Here is a 26,824-nt window from a genome sequence, read left to right on the forward strand (position 1 = left end):
CGTGGCCGTGACCCCCGTCACCACCCCCCTGTGCGCACAGCCACCCCTCAGCCCGCTCAAGGCGGCCGGTAAAGTGGCGGGGTCGTCATCACACCCGTACGGGGGGAAGCCGGTGCAATTCCGGCGCTGACCCTCTCCCGACTCTCGGCTGCGCTCGCGCCGGGGGCACCCCCATCCGTGTGCCGCCAGCGAGGCGGTGAGCCGGATCGCCCCGGACGGGACGTTGACCGGCTCGCGTGTGCGGCGGCCCGCCGCGCACGGCACCGTCGAGGTCTACGGAGCCGAGCCGCCCGGGGTGTCACCCGTGCGCTGCCCGGTTCCCCGCAGGAGAGGCAGTCGCCGACCATGAACGTCCGCCGCAGCGCCGCGGCTCTCGCCGCCGTAGGCGTGCTGGCCGCCGCCGCGCCCGCCACGGCCGCCGCACCGTCCCCGTCGCCGAAGGTGACGGTCCCGTCCGGGCTGTACGGCAAGGGAGACCCGACCTACGACGGCGTGTGGCGGCAGTCGCTGACGCTGCTCGCCCAGCGGACCCTCGGCTACCGGCCGGCCGCGCGGGCCGTGGACTGGCTCACCGGCCAGCAGTGCGCGAACGGCTCCTTCGCCGCGTTCCGCGCCGCCCCCGCCAAGCCGTGCGACGACAAGGTCAAAGCCGACACCAACAGCACGGCCGCCGCCGTCCAGGCCCTCGCCGCGACCGACGGGCACGGCATCGCCGTCGGCAAGGCCGTGGACTGGCTGAAGTCCGTGCAGAACGAGGACGGCGGCTGGGGCTACTACCCCGGCGGCCCCAGCGACACCAACTCCACCTCCGTCGTCATCGGCGCGCTGGCCGCGGCCGGCACCGACCCGGCGGACGTGCGCAAGTCCGGCAAGTCCCCCTACGACGCCCTGCCCGCCTGGTCCATCCCCTGCGACCAGGACGGCGGCGGCGCCTTCGCCTACCAGCCGGACAAGAAGGGCAAGCTGCTCGCCAACGCGGACGCGACGGCGGCCGGCCTGCTCGGCGCCCTCGGCAAGGGCTTCGTGGCGCAGGCCGGCAAGGCCCCCGCGCGGGACACCTGCACCAAGGCCGAGAGCCGCACCCAGGTCGCCGACAACGCCGGGGCCTACCTGGCGGCGGCCGTCGCCGGGACCGGCCACCTCAAGTCCACCCTGCCCGGTGCCGAGGACCAGCCCGACTTCGGCAACACCGCCGACGCCGTCGTCGCGCTCGCCGCGGACGGCCGGACCGAGCCGGCGAAGAAGGCCTACGCCTGGCTGGAGAAGAACGCCGGCCCGTGGGCGACCCAGAACGGCCCGGCCGCGTACGCCCAGCTGATCCTCGCCGCCCACGCGCTCGGGCAGCAGCCGGGCGACTTCGGCGGCACCAGCCTGGTCCGCTCCCTCAACGCGCTCGGCCCGGCCCCGCACATGGACTCCGCCGAGCACGAGGAGAAGTCCGACGACGGCTCCGGCACGAGCGTCTGGTGGATCGTCGGCGTCGGCCTCGTCGCCGGCGTCGGCATCGGCTTCCTGCTCAGCGGCCGGAAGAAGCGGCAGCCGTGACCGCCGTCCGCCGTACCCTGCCGGTGCTCGTCGCCGCGCTGCTGCTCCTCGCCTCCGCCGGACCGTCCGGTGCCACCGGCTACCGCTACTGGTCCTTCTGGGAGCGCACCGGCGGCCACTGGACGTACGCCACCCAGGGCCCGGCCTTCGTCCGCCCCGACGACGGCACGGTCCAGGGCTTCCGGTTCGCGGTGAGCGCGGACTCGGCGGACGCCAGCCGGCCGCGCGGTACGGCGGACTTCGACACGATCTGCGCCGGCACGCCGGCCACGTCGGGCACGAAGCGGGTGGGCCTGGTCCTCGACTTCGGCACGCGGTCGGACGCGCCCTCCGGCGAGACCCCGCCGGCGCGCCGTACCGCGTGCGTGCGGGTGCGGCCCGACGCGACCGCCGCGGACGCGCTGGCCGCCGTGGCGAAGCCGCTCCGGTACGACACCAACGCCCTGCTGTGCGCCATCGCCGGGTATCCGCGCCAGGGGTGCGGCGAGCAGGTCTCCGCCGAGGGCGAGCACCGTGGAGGCGGGTCCGGCGGCGGGCCCTCGCTGGGTCTGCCGATCGGCGCGGGCGTGGTCGTCCTGCTGGCGGGGGCGGCGGTGTGGCAGGCACGTCGGCGGCGCGATGAGTCCGGGTGAGCTGACGCAGTCCCGCGGGTCCGGGCGTGCGGCGGCCGACCGCGGCCGCGTGACGGTGGCCGCGCAGCGGACGGCGCCCCGCGTCCCTTCCGGGCGCCCGCACCTCGCCTCCCTGCACCCCGGTGCCTGGTGGTTGTGGGCGGTGTCCCTCGGCGTCGCCGCCACCCGCACCACCAATCCGCTGCTCCTCGCCCTCCTCATATCCGCCTCCGCCTACGTCGTGGCGACCCACCGCTCCCCCGCCCCCTGGGCCCGCTCCTACAGCGCCTTCGTGCGGCTCGCCCTCGCCGTCCTCCTCATCCGCGTCCTGTTCGCGGTGGCGCTCGGCTCCCCCATCCCCGGCACGCACGTCCTCCTGACGCTCCCCGAAGTCCCGCTCCCGCACTGGGCGCAGGGCATCCGGCTGGGCGGCCGGGTCACCGCCGAGGCCGTCGTGTTCGCCGCGTACGACGGCCTGAAGCTCGCCACCCTCCTGATCTGCGTCGGGGCCGCGAACGCCCTCGCCAGCCCCACCCGCCTCCTCAAGTCCCTGCCCGGTGCCCTGTACGAGACGGGCGTGGCCGTGGTCGTCGCCCTCACCTTCGCGCCCCATCTCATCGCCGACGTGCGGCGGCTGCGCGCCGCCCGCCGCCTGCGCGGCCGTCCGGACCGGGGTGTCCGGGGCCTGCTCCAGGTCGGACTGCCGGTCCTGGAGGGGGCGTTGGAGCGCTCGGTCGCGCTCGCCGCGGCGATGGAGGCCCGCGGCTACGGCCGTACCGCCGACGTTCCCGCCCGGGTCCGCCGTACCACGGCCGCGCTCACCCTCGGCGGCCTGCTCGGCGTGTGCGCGGGCACGTACGGGCTGCTGACGGCGGCCGGGGGCGCGTACGGGCTTCCCGTCCTGCTCGCCGGGGCCGCCGCCGCGCTCGCGGGGCTGCGGCTGGGCGGCCGGCGCTCCCTGCGCACCCGCTACCGCCCGGACCCGTGGGGCCCGCGCGCCTGGCTGGTCACGGGCTCCGGTGCCGCGGTGGCCGCGCTGCTCACGCTCGCCTCCGTCCGCGATCCGCGGGCGCTGCACCCCGGTGTCGTGCCCCTGGTCGCCCCCACGCTTCCGCTCTGGCCCGCCGTGGCCGTGCTGCTCGCCCTGCTGCCCGCCTTCGCCGTCCCCCGGGAGCCGTCGTGATCCGCTTCGAGGATGTCAGCGTCACGTACGAGGGTGCGGCCCGGCCCACCGTCGCCGGCGTCGACTTCGAGGTGCCCGAGGGCGAACTGGTGCTGCTCGCCGGGCCGTCCGGGGTCGGCAAGTCGACCGTGCTGGGCACGGTGAGCGGGCTGGTCCCGCACTTCACCGGAGGCACCCTGAGGGGTCGCGTGACGGTGGCCGGCCGGGACACCCGCACCCACCAGCCGCGTCAACTCGCCGATGTGGTCGGCACGGTGGGCCAGGACCCGCTCGCGCACTTCGTGACGGACACCGTGGAGGACGAACTCGCCTACGGCATGGAGTCGTTGGGGCTCGCCCCGGCGGTGATGCGGCGCCGCGTGGAGGAGACCCTCGACCTGCTGGGCCTCGCCGGACTGCGCGGCCGCCCGATCGCCACGCTGTCCGGCGGACAGCGGCAGCGGGTCGCGATCGGCTCGGTCCTCACCCCGCACCCCCAGGTGCTGGTCCTCGACGAGCCGACCTCGGCGCTGGACCCGGCCGCCGCCGAGGAGGTGCTGGCCGTACTGCAGCGGCTGGTGCACGACCTGGGGACGACGGTCCTGATGGCCGAGCACCGCCTGGAACGGGTCATCCAGTACGCCGACCGGGTCGTCCTCCTCCCGGCCCCCGGCGCCGCCCCGGTCACCGGCCCCCCGGCCGAGGTGATGGCCGTGTCCCCCGTCTACCCCCCGGTGGTGGCCCTCGGCCGCCTGGCCGGCTGGTCCCCGCTGCCCCTCACCGTCCGGGACGCCCGCCGTCGGGCCCCCGCCCTCCGCACCCGCCTGTCCACCGCGCCGGCACCCGCGGACACCCCTGGCGCACCCGCCGCAGCCGCGGACACCCCCACCACCCCGGCTCCGGGGGGTCCGGCCGCCGTAGCCGCAGGCGGTCGTGCCGCCGGGGTGGCGGGGGTGGGCGTGGCCGCGGCAGCCCGCCCGCGCGGGCAAGCGGGATCCGGCCGGCCCCCGCACCGGGCACCCGGCACCCCCGCCCGTCGTGCTCTCTTCCGTCGCCGCCCCGCCCCCGCCCGGCACGCGCCGCGACAGCACGTCGCCGAGGTCCGGGCCCTCTCCGTCCGCCGCGACCGCGTCCAGGCCCTCCGGGACGTCGACCTGACCGTCGCCCCCGGCGAGACCATCGCGCTCATGGGCCGCAACGGCGCCGGCAAGTCCACCCTCCTCGGCGCGCTCGTCGGCCTGGTGGCGCCCGGTTCCGGGGCGGTCGACGTCGGCGGCGCCATACCCCACCGCACCCCGCCCCGGGACCTCGTCCGCCGGGTCGGTCTGGTCCCCCAGGAGCCGCGCGACCTGCTGTACGCCGACACCGTCGCCGCCGAGTGCGCGGCGGCCGACCGGGACGCGGCGGCGGCGCCCGGCACCTGCCGGGCCCTGGTGTCCGAGCTGCTGCCGGGTGTCGCGGACGACACCCACCCCCGTGATCTGTCGGAGGGCCAGCGCCTGGCGCTCGCGCTGGCCGTGGTGCTGACCGCCCGCCCTCCGCTGCTCCTGCTGGACGAGCCGACGCGCGGACTGGACTACGCGGCCAAGGCCCGCCTGGTCGCCGTACTGCGCGATCTGGCGGCCGAGGGGCACGCGATCGTGCTGGCCACGCACGACGTGGAGCTGGCCGCCGAGCTGGCCCACCGGGTGGTGCTGCTCGCCGAGGGAGAGGTGATCGCCGACGGCCCGACGGCCGAGATCGTGGTGTCCTCCCCGTCCTTCGCACCACAGGTGACCAAGATCCTGGCACCGCAGCGGTGGCTGACGGTGGCGCAGGTGCGGGAGGCGCTGGCGTGAGCCGCGGCACACGCACCGCCGCACGGACGCACGCCGTGCGCCTCGGCCCCCGTTCGCTCGCCGCGCTGGCGCTGACCAGCGCGGTCGGTGTGGTCGCCTTCGGCTGGCCCTTCCTCGCCCCGCCCGCTTCCCAGCTGAACGCCCACGCCCAGGACGCGCCCTGGCTGTTCTCCGGTCTGCTGGTGCTGCTGGTGGCGGTGGTCGCGGCGACGATCTCGGAGTCGGATCTCGGGCCGAAGGCCGTGGCGATGCTGGGGGTGCTGGCCGCGACGGGCGCGGCACTGCGGCCGATCGGCGCGGGCACGGCGGGGCTGGAGCCCATGTTCTTCCTGATGGTGCTCAGCGGGCGGGTGCTCGGGCCGGGGTTCGGCTTCGCGCTCGGCTCGGTGACGATGTTCGCGTCCGCGCTGCTCACGGGCGGGGTCGGGCCGTGGCTGCCGTTCCAGATGCTGTCGATGGGCTGGTTCACCATGGGCGCGGGTCTGCTGCCCGGGCCGGTCCGGCTGCGTGGTCGTGGCGAGTTGCTGCTGCTGGCCGGCTACGGCTTCCTCGCCGCGTTCGCGTACGGCACGTGCATGAACCTGGCCGGCTGGCCCTTCCTGGGCGCGGCGGCCTCGAACATCTCCTTCCAGGGCGGTGCGCCGGTGGCCGAGAACCTGGCCCGTTTCGTCGCGTACTGCCTGGCCACCTCGCTCGGCTGGGACCTGGGCCGGGCGCTGTGCACGGTCGTGCTGACCGTCGTCCTCGGTCCGGCGGTGCTGCGGGCGTTGCGCCGGGCCACGCGGCGGGCCGCTTTCGAGACCGCGGTCACATTCGACGGTCCCGCTGAGTGAGGAGCGGTTCGCTCGCCGTGAGCGGGCCGGTGAAGCGCCCCACATGACGCACGTCACCTACGACCCGGAACAGTAGACCCATTTGTCCGATACATCCATTCGTGCACCCCTTCTGACCTGCGCTTTGCGACCCAGATCACACAGCCGACCTTTGCCGCCGATCCGGCCACAACTAGTAAAAGGGGTCATTGCGGACGGGTTCCGGGCCTGTTTCTCTGGACGACGTCGCCAGGCGCCACGAGCCCACCCGGGCCGCGGCGCCGCCGCATGAGGCCACACCCCGTGGTCCTTCCCATGCGGGCGATCCCCCGTCCCCGACGCAAGAGGTTCTCCGTGTCCGTCTCCTTCATCCGCCGCATCGCTTCCCCGAAGAAGGCCCTCACCACCGCCGCCCTGGCCGCCGCCACCGCCGGCATGGCTCTGACCGCGGCGCCCGCCCAGGCCGCCACCACCTCGGCCTCCTCCGCCCAGGCGATCGCGCACCGGATGATCCCGGACGCCGCGCAGTTCAACGCCTTCAGCAAGATCGTCGAGCACGAGAGCGGCTGGAACCCCGCCGCCACCAACAGCTCCTCCGGCGCCTACGGCCTGGTCCAGGCCCTGCCGGCCTCGAAGATGTCCACCGCCGGCGCCGACTGGAAGACCAACCCGGCCACCCAGATCAAGTGGGGCCTGGACTACATGAACTCCCGCTACGGCAGCCCGGTCAAGGCCTGGAACTTCTGGCAGGCCAACGGCTGGTACTGAGCCACCCGGCTGCGAACCACCGGCCGTCCGGCCGCCCCTCACCGAGCCGCGCCCTCGCCGAACCAGCGCGCGACGCCGGCCGCCGCGGCCCGGTCCGACCCGAAGTGGCCGACCGGTCCCACCTCCAGCACCCGCACCCTCGCCCCCCCGCCGGGCGAGGGTGCGCGCGCATGTCCGGGGGGTGCCGATCGGTACGCCGGCCTCAGAGAGGGCGCAGGCGGTTCCGGGCCACGGCTGGGCCGACCGGGCTGCTTTTCCCCCGTGTTGCGCGTGTCCTGAGTCATGTCCCGAACGCTGCGGACGCAGGCTGCGCCCGGACATCCGAGAGCCCTGCCCGTCCTCGGGTGGACTTCTCGCGCGCCGGGTGGACTTCTCTCCACCTCCTGCCCCTCCGGAGGAACGATGACGACGCCGACGCCGCCGGTACGGGACCCGGAGACGCGCGGACTGCGACTGGTGACCGTTCTGCTGGCGCTGACCGTGGTCAGCGGGCTGATCGACGCCGTCAGCTTCCTGGGCCTCGGCCGGGTCTTCACCGCCAACGTGACCGGCAGCGTGGTCATCCTGGGCTTCGCCGCGGCCGGCGCCCCGGGGTTCTCCGTGCGCCACGCGACCCTGTCCCTGGTCTGCTTCCTGCTGGGCGCGGTGACCGGCGGCCGGGTGGCGGGCCGCCTCGGCCGGGGTTCCCGCCGCCGCTCGACCCGGCTGGCCCTCGCGGCGGAGGCGGCGCTGATCGGCGTGGCGGCGGCCGTGGCCTTCGCCTGGCCGGCCGGCACCGCCGGGACCCGGGCCGCCCTGATCTGCATCACGGCCTTCGCGATGGGCCTGCGCACCGCGACGGTCCGCAAGCTGCGCGTGCCCGACCTGATCACCACCACCGTCGTGACGATGACCCTGACCGGCCTGGCCTCCGAGTCCCGCCTCGGCGACGCCACGAGCCACGGCACTCGGCGCCGCGGGGCCTCGGTGCTCGCGATGGCCGCCGGCGCCTACCTGGGCGCCTGGCTGGTCCTCCACCGGGGCCTCGGCCTGCCCTTGCTGCTGGCGGCACTCGTGTCGGGGGCACTGGCGGTGGTGGCCTCGGGCCGGGAATGAGGCGGCCGGTCCCGTCACCCGGCGCTGACCCGGAGTTCCTTGACGCCGTTGATCCAGGCCGAACGCAGCCGGCGGGGGCCGTAGGCCCGGCGCAGGTCCGGCATGGCGTCGGCGACGGCGTTGAAGATGAGGTCGATCTCTGAAGCCCAGGTGGGGGTTGGGGTCACGGGTGATGTCGAAGGTGTCGGGGTCGGTGAAGACCTCGGGGTCGTGGTTGGCCGAGGCGTAGAACAGGCCGACCCGGTCGCCCTTCTCGATCAGTACGCCGCGATGCCGAAGGCCGTGCACACGGCGGGCAACTCCTCGCAGATCTCCGACGGCGCGGCGGCGATCATGTGGGCGTCCCAACGGATGGCCCGCGCCCTGAAGCTGAAGCCGAGGGCGAGGATCGTCGCCCAGGCCCTCGTGGGCGCCGACCCGCACTTCCACCTGGACGGCCCGATCGACGCGACGCGCGCGGTGCTGGGCAAGGCGGGCATGTCCCTGAAGGACATCGACCTCGTGGAGATCAACGAGGCCTTCGCCTCCGTCGTACTGAGCTGGACGCGGGTCTTCGACCAGACCCTGGAGAAGGTCAACGTCAACGGTGGCGCGATCGCTCTCGGCCACCCGGTCGGCGCGACGGGCGCCCGCCTGATCACGACGGCCCTGCACGAACTGGAACGCACGGACAGGGAGTTCGCCCTGATCACGATGTGCGCGGGCGGCGGAGGCGGGGCGTCGGGGGTCGGAGGCGGGGCGTCGGCTGAGCGGTTGCCGTTGGGCCGCCCGCTTCCTCGCCAGTGTCGTGCTTCCGCGACCCGAGTAAAGGGCGCGTTCCGCGTCGCCTTCGGCGATGGCCCTCCGGGCCACCCTTGACTCGGCTCACTCCAGCACGAGGGAGAAGCGAGCGGGCGGCCCCGAGGAAAGTGGCCCCTCACCGGTACCGGGCCCTCAGCCGAGCCGAGCACGCCCCGGCACCAGGGGTACGCGGTCGCGCCTCGCCGGCACGCCGGGCAGGCTCGGCGGCCTGCGGCCGGTGGGAGCCGGGGGCGGGGGCGGCTGGAGTGGAGCGGGACGGTGGGCGGAGGCGTCCCATGCGCCCCTGCGGTCACACGGCCCCGGCGATTGGCGGATTTGGGCCACCCCTACCGGCTGACCGACCCGGTGACCTGCCCATTGGCCAGCACCCTTGGCACAAATCCGCCAATCACCGCCTCAGGGACTCAGTCGGGCACCCGCCACCCGACCACCCCACCCCTGACGGAGAGCCGCCGAACCGGCCCGGCGTGCCGGCGAGGCGCGACCGCGCACCCCCGCCGACGATGCGCACCCGGCCGGCCCCAGGGCCCGGTACCGGTCGGGGCCACCGCCTTTCCGGGCCGCTCGCTCGCTGGGCCGGGTCAAGGGTGGGCCGAAGGCGACGCGCAGCGCCCTTGACGCGGACCGCGGAAGCCCGACACTGGCCGGGAAGCGAGCGGCCCCACGGTCACTTACCGCCGACGTCCACACACCCGACCTCCCTCGCCCCGGCAACGGCACCAGCCCCCTCCACCCCGGTCCGCACCCCGGCTCGCGGGCCCTGGAAGGCGTACGACAAGGCGAAGCCCGTGCCGACCACCACCGCGCCCCCTGCCGCGTCCAGGACCCAGTGGTTGCCGGTGGCGACGATGGCCGAGACGGTGAGGAGCGGGTGCAGGAAGCCCAGCGCCTTCATCCACCACTTGGGGGCGATGACCGCGATCACCACCCCGCACCACAGGGACCAGCCGAAGTGGAGGGACGGCATCGCCGCGTACTGGTTGGTGAGGGCGGTCAGGGTGCCGTAGTCCGGCTTGGAGAAGTCCTGGACGCCGTGGACGGTGTCGATGATGCCGAGCGTGGGCATCAGGCGCGGCGGGGCCAGCGGGAATAGCCAGAAGCCGATCAGGGCGAGCAGCGTGGCGAAGCCGAGGGAGGCGCGGGCCCAGCGGTAGTCGGCCGGGCGGCGCCAGTACAGCACGCCGAGGACGGTCAGCGGGACGACGAAGTGGAAGGACTCGTAGTAGAAGCCGAAGAAGTCCCGCAGCCAGTCGATCTTCACCACGGCGTGGTTGACCGCGTGCTCGATGTCGATGTGGAGGAAGCGTTCCGCGTCGAGGACCAGGTGGCCGTGCCGCTCGGCCGTGGCCCGCCCCCCGGAGTTGGTGCCGCCGGTCGCCGCCAGCCGTACCTGCTGGTAGGCCGCGTAGGTGACGCGGAGGAGGAGCAGTTCCAGAAGGAGGTTGGGGCGGGTGAGCACCCGGCGCAGGAAGGGCAGCAGCGGGACGCGGCGGAAGCGGGCCGGGGGCTGCGGGGCGTACTCGGCCGGTACCGGGGTCCGGTAGTACGGCGACGTGCGGGACAGGAAGGGCACGGCCGTCGCGGCGGCCAGGGCCGCGAGCAGGACCAGGTTGTCCCGCAGCGGGTACACCACCGGCATGTGCGGCAGCATCATCTGCGCCGGGAGGGTGGTGACAAGGACGACCGCGACCGGCCAGACGTAACGGTCGGAGGCCCGCCTGCCGACCCGGCCGACCACCGCGAGCAGCACCCACAGCAGCTGGTGCTGCCAGCTGGTCGGGGAGACGGCGACGGCGGCGCAGCCGGTGACGGCGACGGCGAGGAGGAGCTGGCCGTCGTGCGCGTAGCGGATCGCGCGGCGCAGGGCGAGGGCGGCGACGCCGGCGCCGAGGAGGAGGAAGAGGGCGATCTCCGCGGGGCCTGTCAGGCCGAGGCGGAGCAGGGCGCCGTGCAGGGACTGGTTGGCGAGGGCGTCGGCGTTGCCGCCGAGGCCGACGCCGGCCATGTGGTGCACCCAGTAGGTGCGGGAGTCGTGCGGCAGCGCGGCCCAGGCGAGCGCGGTGCAGGCGGCGAAGGTGCCGGCGGTGGTGAGGGCGGCCCGGCGGCGGCCGGTGAACCACAGCAGCGGGGTGAAGAGCAGCACGGTCGGCTGGAGGGCGGCGGCCAGGCCCACGCACAGGCCGCTCGCGCGTTCGCCGCGTACGGTGAAGCAGCCGAGCAGGACGAGCAGGACCGGGATGACGCTGGTCTGCCCGAGCCACAGGGTGGTGCGGACCGGCAGGGACAGCATGAGCAGGCTGATGGCGACCGGCGCGGCCAGCAGTGAGGTGCGCCGGCTGACCGGCTGGGGCAGCGCACGGGCGGCGACCAGGCCGAGGGCGACGACGAGCAGCAGGGTGCCGAAGGTCCAGCCCCAGCCGAGCGCGGCCTCGGCCGAGCGGGTGAGCGGTTTGAGGACCAGGCCGCCGAAGGGGGTGCCGGTGAACCGCGTCGAGTCGTAGATCGAGCCGTTCACGTGCAGGACGCCTTCGGGGCCGACCCAGGTCTCCAGGTCGGTGAGCCGTTCGCCGCTGGGGGTGGTCAGGACGGCGGCCACCTGCCGTACGGCGAGGATCGCGGCCACCGCCCACAGCGCGAGCCGGGTGGCGTGCAGCCGCGCCCCGACCGCCGCTCTTCCGAAGACGTCCGCCGGTCGCCCGCTGTGCTCCACGTTCGCCACGCCTCGTCGGCCTCCCGCCCCGTCGTCCCCGACGCCGGTGTGCGCCGGGTGCCCCTCTGCGCTCCTCTGAGACTCGCAGCCCCCGGGGAGAGGGACGCGGGCAACCCCCGATTCACCTGACGTCGGTCTGCTTTTGTCCGAAAGGCCACGGTCCGGGGGTGAGAGGCCACGGTCCGGATACGAAGGGCCACGGGCCGGGATCCGCCCGGTTGCACCCCGGGGGCGCGAGAAGGATCACATCGAGCTGCCGGAATGGCAGCGCGTGAGGGGGCAGACGTACCTGCGTATCCGCCCTTTAGCTGCACTGTGCATCGATGTGCGTACAGGACGTAACGGGCGGAACTCCGCCTATGGTCGATTTTCGGCCCGTCGTACGTCACCGTCGCCGTCCGGGTCCGTCCCTGTCCCCGTCGAAAGGTAGGCGAGCCCCGTTTTGGCGACCGCTACCACCGCCACAGCCGTCACCCCGCCCCTCACGTCACGCCGGGCCGCCCAGGCCCGTGCCGCCCGCGACGTCACCGTCACCGACCCCGCGCTCGTCAGGCGCGCCGTGAAGGCGGCGGCGCTCGGCAACGCGATGGAGTGGTTCGACTTCGGTGTCTACAGCTACATCGCCGTCACGCTGGGCAAGGTCTTCTTCCCGTCCGGCAACCCGACCGCGCAGCTGCTGTCCACGTTCGGCGCCTTCGCGGCGGCCTTCCTGGTCCGTCCGCTGGGCGGCATGGTCTTCGGTCCGCTGGGCGACCGGGTGGGCCGGCAGAAGGTCCTCGCGGTCACGATGATCATGATGGCGGCGGGTACGTTCGCGATCGGCCTGATCCCGTCCTACGCGACCATCGGCGTCGGCGCGCCGCTCCTGCTGCTCGCCGCCCGTCTGGTGCAGGGCTTCTCCACCGGCGGTGAGTACGCGGGCGCGACGACGTTCATCGCCGAGTACGCGCCGGACAGGAAGCGCGGCTTCCTCGGCAGCTGGCTGGAGTTCGGCACGCTCGCCGGCTACATCGGCGGCGCGGGTCTGGTCACGCTCATGACCGCCCTGCTGTCCTCGGACGACCTCACCTCGTGGGGCTGGCGCATCCCGTTCCTGATCGCGGGCCCGATGGGCATCATCGGCCTGTACCTGCGGATGCGGCTGGAGGAGACCCCGGCGTTCGCGGCGGAGGTCGAGAAGGCGGAGGCGGCCCGGCCGAAGGTGCCGCTGCGCGAGATGATCACCGGCCAGTGGAAGTCCCTGCTGCTGTGCATGGGCCTGGTCCTGGTCTTCAACGTCACCGACTACATGCTGCTGTCGTACATGCCGAGCTACCTCACCAGTGAGCTGAAGTACGACGAGACGCACGGTCTGCTGGTCGTGCTCGGTGTGATGGCCCTGATGATGATCGTCCAGCCGTTCGTGGGCGCGCTGACCGACCGGGTCGGCCGCCGTCCGGTGATCGCGGCGGGCTGCGCCGGCTTCCTGTTCCTGTCCGTACCGGCCCTGCTGCTGATCCGCGACGGCAGCCTGCTGGCCGTGGGCCTGGGCATGGGCGCGCTGGGTCTGCTCCTGGTGTGCTTCACGGCGGCCATGCCGGCCGCGCTGCCCGCGCTGTTCCCGACGCGCGTGCGGTACGGGTCCCTGTCGATCGGGTTCAACGTGTCCGTGTCGCTGTTCGGCGGTACGACCCCGCTGGTCGTGACCGCGCTGATCGGGGCGACCGGGAACATGATGATGCCCGCGTACTACATGATGGCCGCGGCCGTCGTGGGCGGTGTCGCGGTGTGGCGGATGTCGGAGTCCGCGGGGCGTCCGCTGCCGGGTTCCGCGCCGTCCGTCGAGGGCCGCTGAGCGCCGCGGGGGTGCGGGCCGTGTGCCGGTGCGGGTCCACCGCGGCCGGTCACGCGGGTCCCCGCGCCCCTTCGGGGGCGTTTCCGTCGCGGTGATCTCCGGGCGATCGTACCCATCCGCGCCCTTCGGCTGCGATCATCGAGGGAGGACACTCGGGAAAGGCAGCTGGCGCTATGAGCGGGTCGCAGGTCTGGGACGACGTGGACGACTACTTGATCAACACCCTGTCACCGGACGACGAGGCGCTGCGCGCGGCCCTGCGGGACAGTGATGCCGCCGGGCTGCCCGCGATCGCCGTCACGGCGGCGCAGGGCAAGTTCCTCCAGTTGCTCGCCCAGCTCCAGGGGGCCCGGCACATCCTGGAGATCGGCACGCTCGCCGGGTACAGCACGATCTGGCTGGCCCGCGCGCTGCCCGAGGACGGCAGGCTGATCTCCCTGGAGTACAGCGCGAAGCACGCGGAGGTGGCCGTCCGCAACATCGCCCGGGCGGGCCTGGACCGGATCGCGGAGGTGCGGGTGGGCCCGGCCCTGGAGTCGCTGCCCAAGCTCGCCGACGAGAACCCGGCCCCCTTCGACCTGGTCTTCATCGACGCGGACAAGGTCAACAACCCGCACTACGTGGAGTGGGCGCTGCGGCTCACCCGCGCGGGCAGTCTGATCGTCCTGGACAACGTGGTGCGTGGCGGCCGGGTGGCCGACGCGGGCAGCACCGAGCCGGACGTGGTCGGCACCCGTGCCGCGCTCGAGATGATCGCCACGCATCCCCGGCTGACCGGTACGGCGATCCAGACGGTCGGCAGCAAGGGGTACGACGGGTTCGCGCTGGCGCGGGTGCTCGGCTGAGGCCGCCCGGCTCAGAGTTCGTGGTAGAAGCCGACGTTGACGCTGCGCGGCGCGGTGCGGTCCTGGATGACGATCTCGCCGGACCCGCCGTGCGGCAACGGGACGGTCGTGCCGTAGCCGAGGGGCTGCGCGTACTCCCCGACGGTGAGCCGGACCTCGGAGGCCGGGTCGGGCTGGGAGCCGCGCAGCCAGGTCAGGTGCCAGGCGCCGTCCGGGCCGCACAGGAACTCCAGGTGGACGCGGGAGACGAACAGCCAGTCCTCGGGGGTGACCAGCCGGCACACCGCCCCGTCCCGGCCGATCCGCAGCACGGCGCCGGGCTCGTCGGGCGCCTCGGCCATCGTCATGCCGGCGGTGGCGCCCGCGTCCGCCCCCGAGACGGTGGCCATGGTGAGTTCGAGCACGGTTCCCCCTGAACGTCCTGTGCGGTGGCTTCGTCGCGGCGGGCGGGGTGCCGTACCGCCGCCGCATGATAAAACGCCCGGCGGGGTCGCGTCCGGCACAATGGGTTCATGACCGAGCGAAAGCCACCAGGGGTTCCGTTCGAGTCCTGGGTGGACAAGCAGATCCGCGACGCGCAGGGGCGCGGGGAGTTCGACCGGTTGCCGGGTGCGGGGGCGCCGCTGCCCACGGAGGTCGACTCCACCTACGACGAACTGTGGTGGGTCAAGCGGAAGCTGGTCCGTGAGGGGCTGGCGGTGCTGCCGCCCGCGCTGGCGTTGCGCAAGGAGGCGGAGGACGCGCTGGAGGCGGCCTACGCTGCGCCCTCGGAGCGGATCGCGCGGAAGATCATCGAGGACGTCAACGTCCGGATCAAGGACATGATGTTCAAGCCGCCGCCCGGCCCGCCACTGGGGAAGAAGCCGTACGACGTCGAGGAGGTCGTACGCGAATGGCGGCAGCGCAGGGCTGCCGCCAGGGGTGACGGGGGCGTGGCGGGCTCAGCCGTGTAGCAGCCGCTCGGCCAGCTCCCGGTAGTCGCGCAGGGCGAGTCGCAGTTGCTCGGTGTCGGTCTCGGCGCCGGGGCCGCGTCCCTCGGTGCCCTCCCAGGACATCCGCAGGGTACGGCGGCGGCGCGTGACGGCCTCGGTGAACCGCGCGGCGATCTGCTCCACGGTGTGGTCGGCCTGTGCGACGGCCTGCCGGGGCTCGTCCACGAACCCGGCGACCACCTCCCGCAGCCGCCGCTGCCACTCCTCCGTCTCCTCGTGCGGCAGCAGCGGGGCGCCGGTGCCGGAGGGCGCGGTGGCGGTCGTGCCGGCGCCGTCGGTGGCGCCGTGGCCGGGTCCGGCCGGGCTGCCCGGTGCCGTCGGCCAGGTGTCCGCCGCCCGCGCCTCGGTCATCCGGGCCTCGCGCCCGCTGACCTCACCGACGGAGGGGGCACCGAGCCCGTTGTCCGGCATCACGCCTTCCTCCTCCATGCCTGTCCCGGCGGCGCGGCTGTCCCGTCCGCCGTGCGTCCCGGACCCCCGCTCGACCGTGCCGGGTGTGTCCGGGCCCAGCTCCTCCGTGCCGGGCCGCAGCCCCTCGGAGCCGTGGCGGGCGTCCGCCGTCGCGGACCCGGGCGGGCCCGCCGCGCCCGGAGGCGGCTGCGGGGTCCGGTCGTCGCCGGTCAGCCCTTCGCGGCCGGGACCGGCCGAGCCCGGCCGCTGACCGCCGCGGTCCTCGCCCGGGACCCGGCCGCCGGCGTTCTCCTCGGGGGTCCGGCCAGTCGCGTCTTCGCCGCGGAGCCATCCGCTCGCGCTCTCACCGGACAGCCGGCCGCCTGCGCTTCCACGTGCTCCCGGTTCGCCGGGCAGGCGTTCCTCCGGGAGGGGCTTTCTCGGGGTGCGGCCGGGGGCCGCGTCGCCCGGTGCCCACTCGTCCCTCTGTTCCGACTCCTGCTCCGGCGTCCACTCGTCCCCGCGCGAGAGACGTTCCGGGCGGTGCCGGCCGCCGCCGGGGCCGCTCATCGAGTCCGACATGGCGTTCAGCTCTCCTTCGGTCGGCTCCGGTGCAGAGCCCACGGCGTGTGGGAGCGGGCGTGGGAGCGGGTCGCGGCGGGCGGCGTCGAGCGGCCGGTGCCGGCGGGAGCCCGGTGCCGGCCGGGTTCGGCGCTGGTCAGGTCGTCGAAGAGGGCTCGGGCGCTGAGCAGCGCCGACCGCAGTTCCTCGGTCTGCGCGCCGGTCCCGTCCGGTCCGGCGCCGGAGGCCGCGCGGGCCACCCGGTGCACCTGCCGGTAGCCGTCGACGTGGTCGGCGTGGTGGACGGACAGCGCGGCCAGCTGCTCCTCGTACCGTCCGCCGTCGGGGTAGCCCCGCGCGGCGGCGAGTTCGCCGATGAGGAGGTCGGCCTCGGCCACCGCCTGGCGGGGCGAGTCGACGAAGTGTTCCTGCACGGCCGTCCAGCGGTCCGCGTACCGCTGCCGCTCGGCGCCGTCCAGCGGCCGTTCCTCCAGGTCACCGTGGCGTTCGAGGCGTTCGGCCAGTTCCCGTTCGGCGGCCTTGGTGTCCCCGTCGTGCAGGGCCACGGTCCGCTCGTACTCGGGCCCGAAGCGCCGCTTCAGGCTGGGCCCGCCGCGTCGGGCGCGGCCCCGCACGGTCAGAGCGGCTGCGCCGAGGACCACGACCGCCGCGATCACGATCAACAGAATGATCAGGCCTGTGGACATGGTTGCCTTCCGATCGGACCGGCCCCGCTGGCCGGTTCTCCCTTCGGGTGACCCGGAAGCCCGCCCACAAACGGCTCCCGGCCCTGGTTCGGCCCCGCCATATCCGGTTGCGCGGGGGGCGGGGCGGCTCCCGACAATGGCCGGCATGACGTGGACGATCGCTCCGGAACCGTACGACTCGCCTGCCGCCGCCGCGCTGTGGCGGGCGTACTACACGGAGGTCAGCGACCGCTGGTACCTGCTGCACGAGGGGCGCCGCACCGACCCGGAGGAGCTGGAGCGGGAGGTCGCCGCCCACAGCGGTGCCGACCTCGCGCCGCCGCGCGGGCAGTTGCTCGTCGGGCGGTACGACGGCACGCCGGCCGGTTCTGCGGGCGCACGGCTGCTGGACCCGGACACGGCCGAGCTGACCCGGGTGTTCGTGCGGCCGGAGGTGCGCGGCCGGGGCGGGGCGCCGCTCCTCGTGGCCGCCGCCGAGGAGGCCGCCCGTGCCCTCGGTGCCCGGCGGATCGTCCTCGACACCCGCAGCGACCTGGTCGAGGCCCGCGCCCTGTACGCCCGCCTCGGCTACACGGAGACCGCCCCGCACAACACCGACCCGTACGCCGAGCACTGGTTCCGCAAGGAGCTGCTGCCGGCGCCGTCCGTCAACTGACCTTCACCACCGTGCCGTTGTGCGGCCGTTCGCGTTCGGCGCCGCACAGCTCGCCGGTGAGCTCCCGGACGAGCCGGGACAGGTCGGTCGTGCGGCCGGGCTGCCACCAGTCGCCGAGCAGGTCGGCCAGGGACTGCTCGCGGGCCGTGGCGAGCCGGTCGGCGACCTCCCGGCCGGCGTCGGTCAGGACCAGGTCCAGGCCCTCGCGCCGGGCGAGCCGCCGTTCCTCGACCTGGCGGGCGGCGGCCATGACGGCCTGGAGCGGGACCGGGCTGCGCTCGGCGAGCACCGCCGGTTCCACGGAGCCGTAGCGGCGGATGCGCAGCAGCATCCAGCTGGCGGCGGGCAGCAGGTCGTACCCGGCCCGTTCGGTGATCTCCCGGTAGATCTCGCGGCGGCCCTCCCGCGTGCCGAGCAGGGACAGGGCACGGCACACCTCGTCGTAGGAGGAACGCTGGACGGGGTTGGGCGGGATGGTCTCGGAGACGTCCGGGGCGGTGACCGAGCCGCGCAGCCGGTCCTCCTTCAGGAACCAGGCGAGCAGGAAGCCGAGGAGGGCGACGGGCGCGGCGTAGAGGAAGACGTCGGTGATGGCGGACGCGTACGCGTGCAGGGCGGCCGGGCGCAGCGGGGGCGGCAGGGCGCCGATGCCCCGGGGGTCGGCCTTCAGCGCGCCGACGGTGACGCCGGGCGGCAGGCGTACGCCCCGGAAGGCGCCGGTGAGCTCGTCGCCGAGGCGGCTCGCGAAGACCGTGCCGAAGACGGCCACGCCGAAGGAGGCGCCGATGGACCGGAAGAAGGTGGCGCCGGAGGTGGCGACGCCGAGGTCCTCGTAGGAGACGGCGTTCTGCACGATGAGCACCAGGACCTGCATGACCAGGCCGAGTCCGACGCCGAAGACGAAGAAGCAGGCGCTCATCACGGCGGTCGGGCTGTGTTCGTCGAGCCGGTGCAGGAGCAGCAGGCCGAGGGTGGTGACGGCCGTGCCGGTGATCGGGAACACCTTCCAGCGGCCGGTGCGGCTGACGATCTGTCCGGAGAGGGTGGACGACAGCAGCAGGCCGAACACCATCGGCAGCATGTGCACCCCGGACAGGGTCGGGGAGATGCCGTGGACGACCTGGAGGAAGGTGGGCAGATAGGTCAGCGCGCCGAACATGGCGAAGCCGACGATGAAGCTGATGACGGCGGCCAGGGTGAACGTGCGGACGCGGAACAGCTTGAGCGGCAGGACCGGTTCGGCGGCCCGGCGCTCGACGGCGACGAACGCCACGGCGAGGACGACGCCCAGCACGGCGAGCCCGATGATCTGCGCCGAGGCCCAGGGCCAGGTGGTGCCGCCGAGGGAGGCGACCAGCACCAGGCAGGTGGCGACGGCGGCGATCAGGAAGGTCCCCAGGTAGTCGATGACGTGGGGGGCGGTGCGGCGCGGGATGCGCAGGGCGGTGGCGATCACGGCGAGCGCGACCACGCCGACCGGCAGGTTGACGTAGAACACCCACCGCCAGCTGAGGTGTTCGGTGAACAGCCCGCCGAGGAGCGGCCCGAGCACGCTGGTCGTGCCGAAGACCGCGCCGAACAGGCCCTGGTAACGCCCGCGTTCGCGCGGCGGCACGAGGTCGCCGACGATCGCCATGGACAGCACCAGCAGCCCGCCGCCGCCCAGGCCCTGGAGTGCGCGGAAGGCGATGAGCTGGGCCATGTCCTGCGCCGTGCCGCACAGCGCCGATCCGACCAGGAAGATCGCGATGGCCGTCTGGAAGAGGCGCTTGCGGCCGTACTGGTCACCGAGCTTGCCCCACAGCGGGGTGGCGGCGGTCGCGGCCAGCAGATAGGCGGTGACGACCCAGGAGAGGTGTTCCAGGCCGCCGAGGTCGCTGACGATCGTCGGCAGCGCGGTCGACACGATGGTCTGGTCGAGCGCGGCGAGCAGCAGCCCGAGCAGCAGCGCGCCGATCGGCACCAGCACGCTCCCCGGGACGCGTTCGCCGTTGCCCACGTCCTTAGCCGTGCCGTGCGTGTCCAGGGCCATGGAGACCTCCCGGGGCTCGGGTGCACCTCTTCCATCGTGATCGGTGTCACCACTTATGGCCTGTCGAGTCCTGCGGATGTGGAGGGAATCCGCATAATCTCTGAAGTTCCCGAGGGGAGGGGACACAGGCGTGACGGGAGAGCAGGGCACCACGTGCCCGGAGTGCGGGACACCGAGGGGGCCGGACAACACGCCGTCGTGCGACTGCACGGCGCGCGCGTCCGAGGCCCTGCGCGAGACCCGTACGGCCGAGGCGGCGGCGGCCGAGGACTTCGACCCGCTGCGGATACGGCCCTACGTGGAGTTCCCCGTGATGCGGCCGAACCAGGAGGAGGCCCCGCCGGCACCGCCCGCGGGGACCGCGCCGCCACCGCCCCCGCAGGAGGCACCCGCGTCGTCTCCGCCCGCGCAGGCGCCCGCGCCGCTCGCCCCGGCGGCGGGGCCGGACGCGTCCACGGCCGGGACCGGGGCCGGCCGTCCGTCGCGCCGCTCCCGCCGTACGGTGCTGCTGGCCGCCGGGGGCGCGGGGGCGGCCGTCGTCGCGGTGGCCGGTTTCGCGCTGTTCTCGTACCAGGCGCCGGCCCGGGACCGGGCGGCGCAGGAGGTCAGGGAGAGCATCCCCGGGACGACGACCCGGGCGCCCTCCTCGGCGGCGGCACCGGCGCCCCCGGTCGCCTCCCGTCCGCCGCTCCCCTCCCCCTCGGCGACGGCCGACCCGAGCCCGTCGCGGGGCTCCGCCTCGCCGTCCCCGACCCCCACGGACTCCGCGAGCGCTTCCCCCACCGCCGTCTCGCCGACCCCGACCACGACGCCGTCGGGCACCCCGCGCACCACGCCCGCCGCGGCACCGGTCCTCCGGCGCGGTGACACGGGCCCGGAGGTCACCGAGCTCCAGCAGCGCCTGCGCCGGCTGAACCTCTACGGCGACCAGATCGACGGCATCTTCACCCGCCCGGTCGAGGACGCGGTGCGCACCTACCAGCTGGCCCGGGGCATCATGGGCGACGTCCTGGGCACGTACGGACCGGCGACGCGCAGGAGCCTGGAGTCGGAGACGACGGAGCCGTAGCGCCCCGCGGACCCGGCGGGCCGGCTCGACGTGCGGCCCCACCGCGCGGGCACACCCGCCCACGAACGCGAGGCCGGACCGGTACGCACCGGCGACGCGCAAGAGCCCGGAGTCCGGAGACGACCGAGCCGCAGCGCCCCGCAGGGACCACGCCCCGGCGCGACGCGTGGCCCCACCGCGCGGGCACACCCGCCCACGAACGCGAGGCCGGACCGGTGGTCGAAGACAACGGAGTCGTAGCGCCCCGCCGGGACCACGCCCCGGCACGACGCGCGGCTCGCCCGCGCGGCGCCCTCGGCGTGGGGCCGGGCCCGAAGTGGGACTCAGCCGATGTGCAGCCGGATCCCCCCGCCGGCCACCGCCTCGACCCGTACCTGCGTCAGGTCCCGCACCGCCACGTCCGGCTCGTGGAACACCGCACGCGGCCCGACCCCCACCACCCGCATCCCCGCGGAGCGCCCCGCCGCGATCCCCGCCCCGGAGTCCTCGAAGACGATGCAGTCGGCAGGGTCGACGCCCAGTTCGGCGGCGCCCTTCAGGAAGCCCTCCGGGTCCGGCTTGCTCGCGCCGACCGACTCGGCGGTCACGCGGACGGCCGGCAGGGGCAGCCCGGCGGCGTTCATGCGGGCGGTGGACAGGGCGACGTCGGCGGAGGTCACCAGGGCGTGCGGAAGCCCTTCCAGCGAGGAGAGGAAAGCGCGGGCGCCGGGGATCTCGATCACGCCGTCGGTGTCGGCGGTCTCCTCGGCGAGCATGCGGGCGTTGTCGGCGAGGTTCTGCTCGACCGGGCGGTCGGGGAGGAGGAGGGCCATGGAGGCGTGGCCCTGCCGGCCGTGCACCACCTTCATCACCTCGTCGCCGTCCAGCCCGTGCCGCTCGGCCCAGCGCCGCCAGATGCGCTCGACCACGGCGTCCGAGTTGACGAGGGTGCCGTCCATGTCGAGCAGGAGGGCGCGGGCGGTGAGGACGGTGGGCGTGGCGGTGGCCGGCATCGGCAGCTCCCAGGAACGAAAAAGACCCCGTGTCGGGCGGACGTCGGGTGGGACAAGGCGGCCCCGCCCGCCGGTCAGGGAGAACGGGCGGGAGCCACTTTGTTTCTCCACGGTACAAAACCCGCCCGCGTTCCCGCCACCGCCCCCGGCGAGGATTCACCCGGCGGTCGGCCCGGGCCGGCCGCACGGCCCGGCCCGGTCAGCCGCTCACGGCCTCCCACAGGCTCCACACGCCGAGCGCCAGCATCAGCAGGGCCGCGATCTGCGTGATCAGCCGCAGCGGCACCCGCTTCATCAGGGCCTTTCCGCCGACGATGCCGAGCCCCGCGACGGCCCACAGGCCGAGCACCGCGCCGAGGCCGACGGAGATCGGGTCGTCGTAGCGGGCGGCCAGGTTGGCGGTCATGATCTGGGTGAGATCGCCGAACTCGGCGACCAGGATGAGCGTGAAGCCGGTCCCCGCGACCTTCCAGAACGACTGGTCGGCGGGCTTCTTGACCTCTTCCTCCTCCTCGCCCTTGTTCAGCAGGAGCATCGCGGCTCCGCCGAGGAAGAGGACGCCGGTGACGGCGTGCACGATCCGCTGCGGCAGCAGGGTCAGCACGCTGCCGGCCGCGACGGCGAGCACGACGTGCAGCAGGAAGGCGGCGGCGACGCCCGCGAAGACGTACGAGGCGCGGTAGCGGGTGCCGAGGACGAGGCCGGCGAGGGCGGTCTTGTCCGGCAGTTCGGCGAGGAAGATGACGCCGAAGACGAGCGCCGTCACGGTGATGCTGATCAAAGTTCCTCAATCGGTCGGGCTGCCCCGCCGAGAGTGCGGTACGTCACGCGATGACACCTCGGCACGGCAGCGCGTTCGGCGCCCGCGCCGGGGGGCACGGGCGTGCACTGCTTGCCGAAGGTCTCGCTGGCGGGCCGCGATGGAACGCGGTCCGCCTCCGGGCGCCGGCTCAGGCTCGCTGAGCAGTATGTCGACGGTCCGGCGAAGAGCTACTCCCCTTCTGCGCCTCCCATCGTACGGGATGTGAAAGTTCCGCCGTCAACCTTGTCGTGACATGCGCACGTCACTAGCTTCTTACCGAGCGCTCACCCTCCGGCAACACCGCCCCGCGAGCATTCCCTCGCTCGCGCACCAACACCGCCACCCCACAAGGGAGTTCACGCATGCCCAGGTTCTACGCGCGTCGACGGACGAGCATACTCGCGGCCCTCACCGGCCTGATCGCCTCCGTCGCCCTGTTCAACTCCCCGGACGCCTCCGCCGCCCTGCCCACGCCGGTCAGCGCCGCCACCGCCCGCGGCTACCTCTCCCAGCTCACCGTGGCCACCGAGAACCGCACCGGCTACAGCCGCGATCTCTTCCCGCACTGGATCACCATCAGCGGCACCTGCAACACCCGCGAGACGGTCCTCAAGCGGGACGGCTCGAACGTCGTCACCGACTCCTCCTGCGCCGCCACCAGCGGCAGCTGGTACTCCCCGTACGACGGCGCCACCTGGACCGCCGCCGCCGACCTGGACATCGACCACCTCGTGCCGCTGGCCGAGGCCTGGGACTCCGGCGCGAGCACGTGGACGACCGCGCAGCGGCAGGCCTTCGCCAACGACCTGACCCGGCCGCAGCTGATCGCCGTGACCGACAACGTCAACCAGGCCAAGGGCGACCAGGACCCGGCCACGTGGGTGCCGTCCCGGTCGGCGTACGTGTGCACGTACGTGCGGGCGTGGGTCCAGGTGAAGTACTACTACGACCTGTCGGTCGACTCCGCCGAGAAGAGCGCGCTGACGAACTACCTGGCCGCCTGCTGAGGGCCGCCGCCGCGCTCCGGGCCGTGCCCCGCGCGGTGACCGCTCGAACCGCCCCGGCGGGCGCTCAGGAGACCGGGCGGCGGCGCATCAGGAAGGCCGCCGCCGCCCCGGCGCCGAACAGGGCCGCCACCGAGACGCCCGTGGCCAGCCAGGTGGCGCCCAGCCACTGGGCGCCGTAGTAGCCGAGGGCCACGCTGTAGGCGGCCCAGGACAGACCGGCCAGCGCGGACCAGGGCAGGAAGTCGCGGACGCGGCGGTGGGCGGCGCCGGCGCAGAAGGAGACCACCGAGCGGCCGGCGGGGGCGAAGCGGGCGAGGACGACCAGCGCGCCGCCGCCCCGGGCGAGGGCGTCACCGAGACGTTCCTGCGCGGTGGTCAGCCGCCGGGAGCGGGCTATCGCCCGGTCCAGCCGCTCCCCGCCGCGCCAGGCCAGCCGGTACGCCACCAGGTCGCCGAGGACGGAGGCGGTCGCGGCGGACAGGATCAGGGCCAGGATGTCCGGCACCTCGTGCGGGACCCGGCCCGCCGCCGCGCCCGAGCCGGCCGCCGCGGCCGTGCCGGCCGTGATGACGAGCACGCCGCTGGGCAGGACGGGCAGGAACACGTCGAGCAGGACCGACAGGGCCACCACGGCATAGATCCACGGCCCGGCCGCAAGCGACCCCACGCTCTCGAACACCACGACTCCCGTCACTCCCCCGTTGACAGCCATACAGCGTACGCCGGGGGTGTGACAGGAGGGTTCGCAGGGGCCTGCGGGGCGATTACGGACGGTTCACAGCCCTGCCGTCGAACGGCACGCGGGCCGGACCGTCACGCGGCCACCGGCGACTGCTCGGGCGTGCGCTCGCCGTCCTGCGTCGCGCGGCGGACGAGGAGCCGGTCCAGGCCGAAGGCGCCGGAGCCGGTGAAGACGAGCAGGAAGAACGCCCAGCAGAACAGCACCGACAGCTCCCCGCCGTTCTGTATGGGCCACAGGGCGGCCTGCTGGTGGACGTCGAAGTACGCGTACGCCATGGAGCCGGAGGCGATCAGCGCGGCTCCACGGGTGCCGAGGCCGAGCAGGACCAGGCCGCCGGCGACCAGCTGGATCAGGGCCGCGTACCAGCCGGGCCAGGTGCCGGCCGCCACGGTGCCGCCGTCGGTGCCGGCGGCGCCGCCGAGGACGCCGAACAGGGAGGCGGCGCCGTGCACGGCGAAGAGCAGGCCGAGGACGATGCGGAAGAGCCCGATCACATAGGGCTGAGCGGAATTGAGGCGTGCGGACATGGGGAGGTCTCTCCTCTTCGGTGTCGGTCGGGCCGGCCGGGGACTGAGAAGGCCGGTCGTGGGGGCGGCGGTACCGAACGGGAGACCCAGGTTAGGTCTGCCTAATCACTACTTGCAAGTTCAACATTCAGCCACGGCAGCACCACCGTTCACAGCCCGGCGCATGCGTTCACCGCCCGGCTCCGGGCGCCCGCGGCGGGCACCCGGCGCACCCCTTCCGCAGGCCGCGCCGAACGCCAACTTCCCTGCCTCTGCAATACCCTGACGAACCATCACTCAGTACGGCAGTCGCGTCACGTCCAGCCCGCCTGTCTCATAACCGTCCCCGGCGACGGCCCGCGGCCCCCGAGCGGGCAACGCGCCGACCGTGCTGCCGTGGGCCGATGCGCCGGCCGCCACCCCTATGAGAGTGATCACACGGCGGCCGGGTCCGGCGCGCCCGCCGGACGCCGCGTGGCGCTACCCCTCTCGCCGCGCCGACTGCCCGCGCACCTCCAGTCCCCCGAGCAGTTCCGCCGTGGCCTGCGCCACCGCGGCCACCGCCCTGTCGAAGACCTCGCGGTTGTGGGCGGCGGGGGCCCGGAAGCCCGAGATCTTCCGTACGTACTGCAACGCGGCCGCGTGGATGTCCTCGTCCGTGGCCTCGGCGGCCAGTACGGGCGGACGCAGCGTCTTGATGCTCCGGCACATGCACCCAGTCTCGCGCTCCACGCCGTCCCCTGCGATGATCCTGCGCGAAGGCGGCCACCGACACCCGGGGCCGACCGTCGGAAGGACAACTTCATGACACATCCGCTCACCGTGGCCGTCCTCGGCCCCGGCGGCACCGGTGGCCTGCTCGCCGCCCTGCTGTCCCGCTCCGGGCACCGCGTGATCTGCCTGGCCGGCGAGGCCACGGCCGACACCCTGCGCCGCACCGGCGTCACGGTCCGCAGTGCGCAGTTCGGCGACTTCACGGCCGCCGTCGACGCGGACACCGAGCTGCGCGAGCCGGTGGACGCCTGTCTGATCACCGTGAAGCACACCGCGCTCGACGCCGCCCTGACCCGCGTCCCGCCCACCGCGCTCGGCGACGCCCTGGTCGTACCGCTGCTCAACGGCGTCGAACACCCCGCCGCCCTGCGCGCCCGGTACCGCGCCGACCGGGTCGCGCCGGCCGTGATCCGCGTCGAGTCGACCCGCATCGCCCCGGGCGTGATCGAGCACGGCAGCCCGTTCACGGAGATCGACCTGGCCGGGGACGCCGTACCCCGCGCCCGCCTCGACGCGCTGGCCGCCCACCTCACCGCCTGCGGTACGACCGCCCGCGTGGCCGGGGACGAGACGGCGGCCCTGTGGGCCAAGATGGCGTTCCTCGCGCCGTTCGCCCTGCTCACCACCCGCTACGGCGTCCCGCTCGGCGTGGCCCGCACCCGTCACCGGGACGAACTTCAGGCGCTGGTCGCGGAGACCACCTCGGTCAGCCGTGCCTGCGGCGCCCCGGCCGACCCGGCCCAGGCCCTGGCCCGGTACGACGCCTTCCCGCCCGCCGCCAAGTCGTCCATGCAGCGCGACGCGGAGGCGGGCCGCCCGCTCGAACTGGACGCCATCGGCGGGGCGCTGCTGCGCGCGGCCGAGCGGTACGGGGTACCGGTGCCGGTGACGGCACGGCTGGTCGGGGAACTGCGCCACGCGGCGGACCGCTGACCCGGCGCCGGCCGCTCCCGCCCCGCGCCACCCGTTCGGCTGAACCTCCCCCTGACCTCACGAACGGCCTCGCCCCGGTAAATCGAACAGGCGTAGCATTGCCGCGTGGCTACGACCTATGAATTCCCCAGTGACCTCCTCGCCGGTCAGGAGGAGCTGCATCAGGTCCGGGCCGAGCTGTCGGCCCTGCTCAAGCGGCTGCCCTGGTCGGTCGAGCCGATGGACGGCTTCAGCGACGACACCGGCTGGCGCAAGGTGGAGCGGCCCGCGTCCCCCGGCTGGACGGAGGACGAGCAGGCCGAGGTGGAGAAGCTGCGGCGGCGCGAGCACGAACTCGCGGTCTTCGTCAGCACGCACCGCTTCTGGGCCGAGGTCGCGGCGGCGGACCGCATGGAGGCCCGCTCCCGGCTGAAGCACGCCCACGAGAAGGCGGTCGAGGAGGAATAGGGCGAGAAGGGGCAAGGAAACGGCCCCTCGGAGACTGCTCCGAGGGGCCGGACCGGTGGGCGCGGACGGTTTCGAACCGCCGACATCCTGCTTGTAAGGCAGGCGCTCTACCCCTGAGCTACGCACCCCGGACAGGTCGACAGCCTACATTGCCCGGGCGGCTGCCCCGCAAACCAGAGACAGGGGGTTGTCCC

Annotated in this window: 25 protein-coding genes, 1 tRNA gene and 2 pseudogenes; 16 read left to right on the forward strand and 12 right to left on the reverse strand. The window is 74.2% G+C overall.

All coding sequences use genetic code 11. The features are described 5' to 3' along the window. The first annotated feature begins 345 nt into the window (after positions 1 to 345). The 7 genes from ABZV94_RS10275 (at position 346) to ABZV94_RS10305 (ending at position 7,831) form a co-directional block, all read left to right on the forward strand. The gene (locus tag ABZV94_RS10275) at positions 346 to 1,545 is read left to right on the forward strand and encodes a prenyltransferase/squalene oxidase repeat-containing protein (RefSeq protein ID WP_356339265.1); all 1,200 of its coding nucleotides are present in this window, start codon (positions 346 to 348) and stop codon (positions 1,543 to 1,545) included. Further along, positions 1,542 to 2,177, forward strand: coding sequence for an SCO2322 family protein (locus ABZV94_RS10280; RefSeq protein WP_356339267.1), 636 nt, complete (start codon positions 1,542 to 1,544; stop codon positions 2,175 to 2,177). The genes ABZV94_RS10275 and ABZV94_RS10280 overlap by 4 nt, the downstream gene beginning before the upstream one ends. Before the next feature lie 55 nt (positions 2,178 to 2,232). After that, complete coding sequence (locus ABZV94_RS10285) at positions 2,233 to 3,339, forward strand: CbiQ family ECF transporter T component (RefSeq protein ID WP_356339327.1); 1,107 nt, start codon at positions 2,233 to 2,235, stop codon at positions 3,337 to 3,339. Then, on the forward strand, positions 3,336 to 5,156 hold the full coding sequence (locus tag ABZV94_RS10290) for an ATP-binding cassette domain-containing protein (protein ID WP_356339270.1): 1,821 nt from the start codon (positions 3,336 to 3,338) through the stop codon (positions 5,154 to 5,156). The genes ABZV94_RS10285 and ABZV94_RS10290 overlap by 4 nt, the downstream gene beginning before the upstream one ends. Next, on the forward strand, positions 5,153 to 5,989 hold the full coding sequence (locus tag ABZV94_RS10295; protein WP_356339272.1) for an ECF transporter S component: 837 nt from the start codon (positions 5,153 to 5,155) through the stop codon (positions 5,987 to 5,989). The genes ABZV94_RS10290 and ABZV94_RS10295 overlap by 4 nt, the downstream gene beginning before the upstream one ends. A 333-nt stretch (positions 5,990 to 6,322) precedes the next feature. Beyond that, complete coding sequence (locus ABZV94_RS10300) at positions 6,323 to 6,736, forward strand: transglycosylase SLT domain-containing protein (RefSeq protein WP_356339274.1); 414 nt, start codon at positions 6,323 to 6,325, stop codon at positions 6,734 to 6,736. 402 nt (positions 6,737 to 7,138) lie between these two features. Then, positions 7,139 to 7,831: a YoaK family protein gene (locus tag ABZV94_RS10305; RefSeq protein WP_356339275.1), complete on the forward strand. Its 693-nt coding sequence runs from the start codon at positions 7,139 to 7,141 to the stop codon at positions 7,829 to 7,831. Between the two features lie 14 nt (positions 7,832 to 7,845). Here ABZV94_RS10305 and ABZV94_RS10310 read toward each other — a convergent pair. Further along, positions 7,846 to 8,101: pseudogene (locus ABZV94_RS10310) on the reverse strand (cytochrome P450); the annotation flags it as partial. On the opposite strand from ABZV94_RS10310, the pseudogene ABZV94_RS10315 reads away from it, so the two are divergent. Further along, positions 8,102 to 8,542, forward strand: a pseudogene (locus tag ABZV94_RS10315) (steroid 3-ketoacyl-CoA thiolase); the annotation flags it as partial. Between the two features lie 757 nt (positions 8,543 to 9,299). Here the strand turns inward: ABZV94_RS10315 and ABZV94_RS10320 are convergent. Then, the gene (locus ABZV94_RS10320) at positions 9,300 to 11,351 is read right to left on the reverse strand and encodes a bifunctional glycosyltransferase 87/phosphatase PAP2 family protein (protein WP_356339278.1); all 2,052 of its coding nucleotides are present in this window, start codon (positions 11,349 to 11,351) and stop codon (positions 9,300 to 9,302) included. A gap of 433 nt (positions 11,352 to 11,784) precedes the next feature. Between ABZV94_RS10320 and proP the strand changes: the two genes are divergently transcribed. Together proP and ABZV94_RS10330 are read left to right on the forward strand one after the other, a co-directional pair. After that, positions 11,785 to 13,176 carry a glycine betaine/L-proline transporter ProP gene (proP, locus tag ABZV94_RS10325; protein ID WP_356339280.1) on the forward strand — a complete coding sequence of 464 codons (1,392 nt, stop codon included), beginning with the start codon at positions 11,785 to 11,787 and terminating at the stop codon, positions 13,174 to 13,176. Positions 13,177 to 13,349: 173 nt separating this feature from the next. Next, positions 13,350 to 14,021, forward strand: a complete 672-nt coding sequence (locus ABZV94_RS10330) for an O-methyltransferase (RefSeq protein WP_356339283.1) — start codon at positions 13,350 to 13,352, stop codon at positions 14,019 to 14,021. An 11-nt stretch (positions 14,022 to 14,032) separates the two neighbouring features. Here the strand turns inward: ABZV94_RS10330 and ABZV94_RS10335 are convergent, their stop codons facing one another. Beyond that, positions 14,033 to 14,425 (reverse strand): hypothetical protein, encoded by a 393-nt coding sequence (locus tag ABZV94_RS10335; RefSeq protein WP_356339285.1) that lies wholly within the window; start codon positions 14,423 to 14,425, stop codon positions 14,033 to 14,035. 108 nt (positions 14,426 to 14,533) lie between these two features. On the opposite strand from ABZV94_RS10335, the gene ABZV94_RS10340 reads away from it, so the two are divergent. Next, positions 14,534 to 14,974 carry a DUF1992 domain-containing protein gene (locus tag ABZV94_RS10340; protein WP_030649369.1) on the forward strand — a complete coding sequence of 147 codons (441 nt, stop codon included), beginning with the start codon at positions 14,534 to 14,536 and terminating at the stop codon, positions 14,972 to 14,974. On the opposite strand, the gene ABZV94_RS10345 is transcribed toward ABZV94_RS10340, so the two are convergent. Continuing rightward, on the reverse strand, positions 14,963 to 15,985 hold the full coding sequence (locus tag ABZV94_RS10345; protein ID WP_356339287.1) for a hypothetical protein: 1,023 nt from the start codon (positions 15,983 to 15,985) through the stop codon (positions 14,963 to 14,965). The genes ABZV94_RS10340 and ABZV94_RS10345 overlap by 12 nt on opposite strands. 5 nt (positions 15,986 to 15,990) lie before the next feature. Continuing rightward, positions 15,991 to 16,671: a hypothetical protein gene (locus tag ABZV94_RS10350; RefSeq protein WP_356339289.1), complete on the reverse strand. Its 681-nt coding sequence runs from the start codon at positions 16,669 to 16,671 to the stop codon at positions 15,991 to 15,993. Between the two features lie 136 nt (positions 16,672 to 16,807). Between ABZV94_RS10350 and ABZV94_RS10355 the strand changes: the two genes are divergently transcribed. Further along, a complete protein-coding gene (locus ABZV94_RS10355; RefSeq protein WP_356339291.1) occupies positions 16,808 to 17,326 on the forward strand; it encodes a GNAT family N-acetyltransferase in 519 nt (172 codons plus the stop codon). Here the strand turns inward: ABZV94_RS10355 and ABZV94_RS10360 are convergent. Further along, on the reverse strand, positions 17,319 to 19,358 hold the full coding sequence (locus ABZV94_RS10360; RefSeq protein ID WP_356339294.1) for an MDR family MFS transporter: 2,040 nt from the start codon (positions 19,356 to 19,358) through the stop codon (positions 17,319 to 17,321). The two genes, ABZV94_RS10355 and ABZV94_RS10360, sit on opposite strands and share 8 nt — an antisense overlap. 130 nt (positions 19,359 to 19,488) lie before the next feature. Here ABZV94_RS10360 and ABZV94_RS10365 point away from each other — a divergent pair, with 130 nt between their 5' ends. Then, positions 19,489 to 20,427, forward strand: coding sequence for a peptidoglycan-binding domain-containing protein (locus tag ABZV94_RS10365; RefSeq protein WP_356339296.1), 939 nt, complete (start codon positions 19,489 to 19,491; stop codon positions 20,425 to 20,427). 323 nt (positions 20,428 to 20,750) lie between these two features. Here the strand turns inward: ABZV94_RS10365 and ABZV94_RS10370 are convergent, their stop codons facing one another. Together ABZV94_RS10370 and ABZV94_RS10375 are read right to left on the reverse strand one after the other, a co-directional pair. Then, the gene (locus tag ABZV94_RS10370) at positions 20,751 to 21,419 is read right to left on the reverse strand and encodes an HAD family hydrolase (RefSeq protein ID WP_356339298.1); all 669 of its coding nucleotides are present in this window, start codon (positions 21,417 to 21,419) and stop codon (positions 20,751 to 20,753) included. A 199-nt stretch (positions 21,420 to 21,618) separates the two neighbouring features. Then, positions 21,619 to 22,200, reverse strand: coding sequence for a TMEM165/GDT1 family protein (locus tag ABZV94_RS10375; RefSeq protein ID WP_356339300.1), 582 nt, complete (start codon positions 22,198 to 22,200; stop codon positions 21,619 to 21,621). A gap of 383 nt (positions 22,201 to 22,583) precedes the next feature. Here ABZV94_RS10375 and ABZV94_RS10380 point away from each other — a divergent pair, with 383 nt between their 5' ends. Continuing rightward, positions 22,584 to 23,228, forward strand: a complete 645-nt coding sequence (locus ABZV94_RS10380) for an HNH endonuclease family protein (RefSeq protein ID WP_356339302.1) — start codon at positions 22,584 to 22,586, stop codon at positions 23,226 to 23,228. Positions 23,229 to 23,292: 64 nt separating this feature from the next. Here the strand turns inward: ABZV94_RS10380 and ABZV94_RS10385 are convergent, their stop codons facing one another. The 3 genes from ABZV94_RS10385 to ABZV94_RS10395 form a co-directional block, all read right to left on the reverse strand. After that, complete coding sequence (locus tag ABZV94_RS10385; protein ID WP_356339305.1) at positions 23,293 to 23,940, reverse strand: VTT domain-containing protein; 648 nt, start codon at positions 23,938 to 23,940, stop codon at positions 23,293 to 23,295. Positions 23,941 to 24,041: 101 nt separating this feature from the next. Next, positions 24,042 to 24,497, reverse strand: a complete 456-nt coding sequence (locus tag ABZV94_RS10390; protein WP_356339307.1) for a DoxX family protein — start codon at positions 24,495 to 24,497, stop codon at positions 24,042 to 24,044. 459 nt (positions 24,498 to 24,956) lie between these two features. After that, entirely contained in the window at positions 24,957 to 25,187 is a 231-nt protein-coding gene (locus ABZV94_RS10395; protein WP_356339308.1) for a DUF2277 domain-containing protein, read from the reverse strand. A gap of 93 nt (positions 25,188 to 25,280) precedes the next feature. Between ABZV94_RS10395 and ABZV94_RS10400 the strand changes: the two genes are divergently transcribed. After that, on the forward strand, positions 25,281 to 26,183 hold the full coding sequence (locus ABZV94_RS10400; RefSeq protein ID WP_356339310.1) for a 2-dehydropantoate 2-reductase: 903 nt from the start codon (positions 25,281 to 25,283) through the stop codon (positions 26,181 to 26,183). Positions 26,184 to 26,288: 105 nt separating this feature from the next. Beyond that, positions 26,289 to 26,630, forward strand: coding sequence for a hypothetical protein (locus ABZV94_RS10405; RefSeq protein ID WP_356339312.1), 342 nt, complete (start codon positions 26,289 to 26,291; stop codon positions 26,628 to 26,630). 56 nt (positions 26,631 to 26,686) lie between these two features. Here ABZV94_RS10405 and ABZV94_RS10410 read toward each other — a convergent pair. After that, positions 26,687 to 26,758 (reverse strand) — tRNA-Val (locus ABZV94_RS10410). Positions 26,759 to 26,824 lie beyond the last annotated feature (66 nt).

The organism is Streptomyces sp. NPDC004658 (assembly GCF_040609555.1).
Lineage (GTDB): Bacteria > Actinomycetota > Actinomycetes > Streptomycetales > Streptomycetaceae > Streptomyces.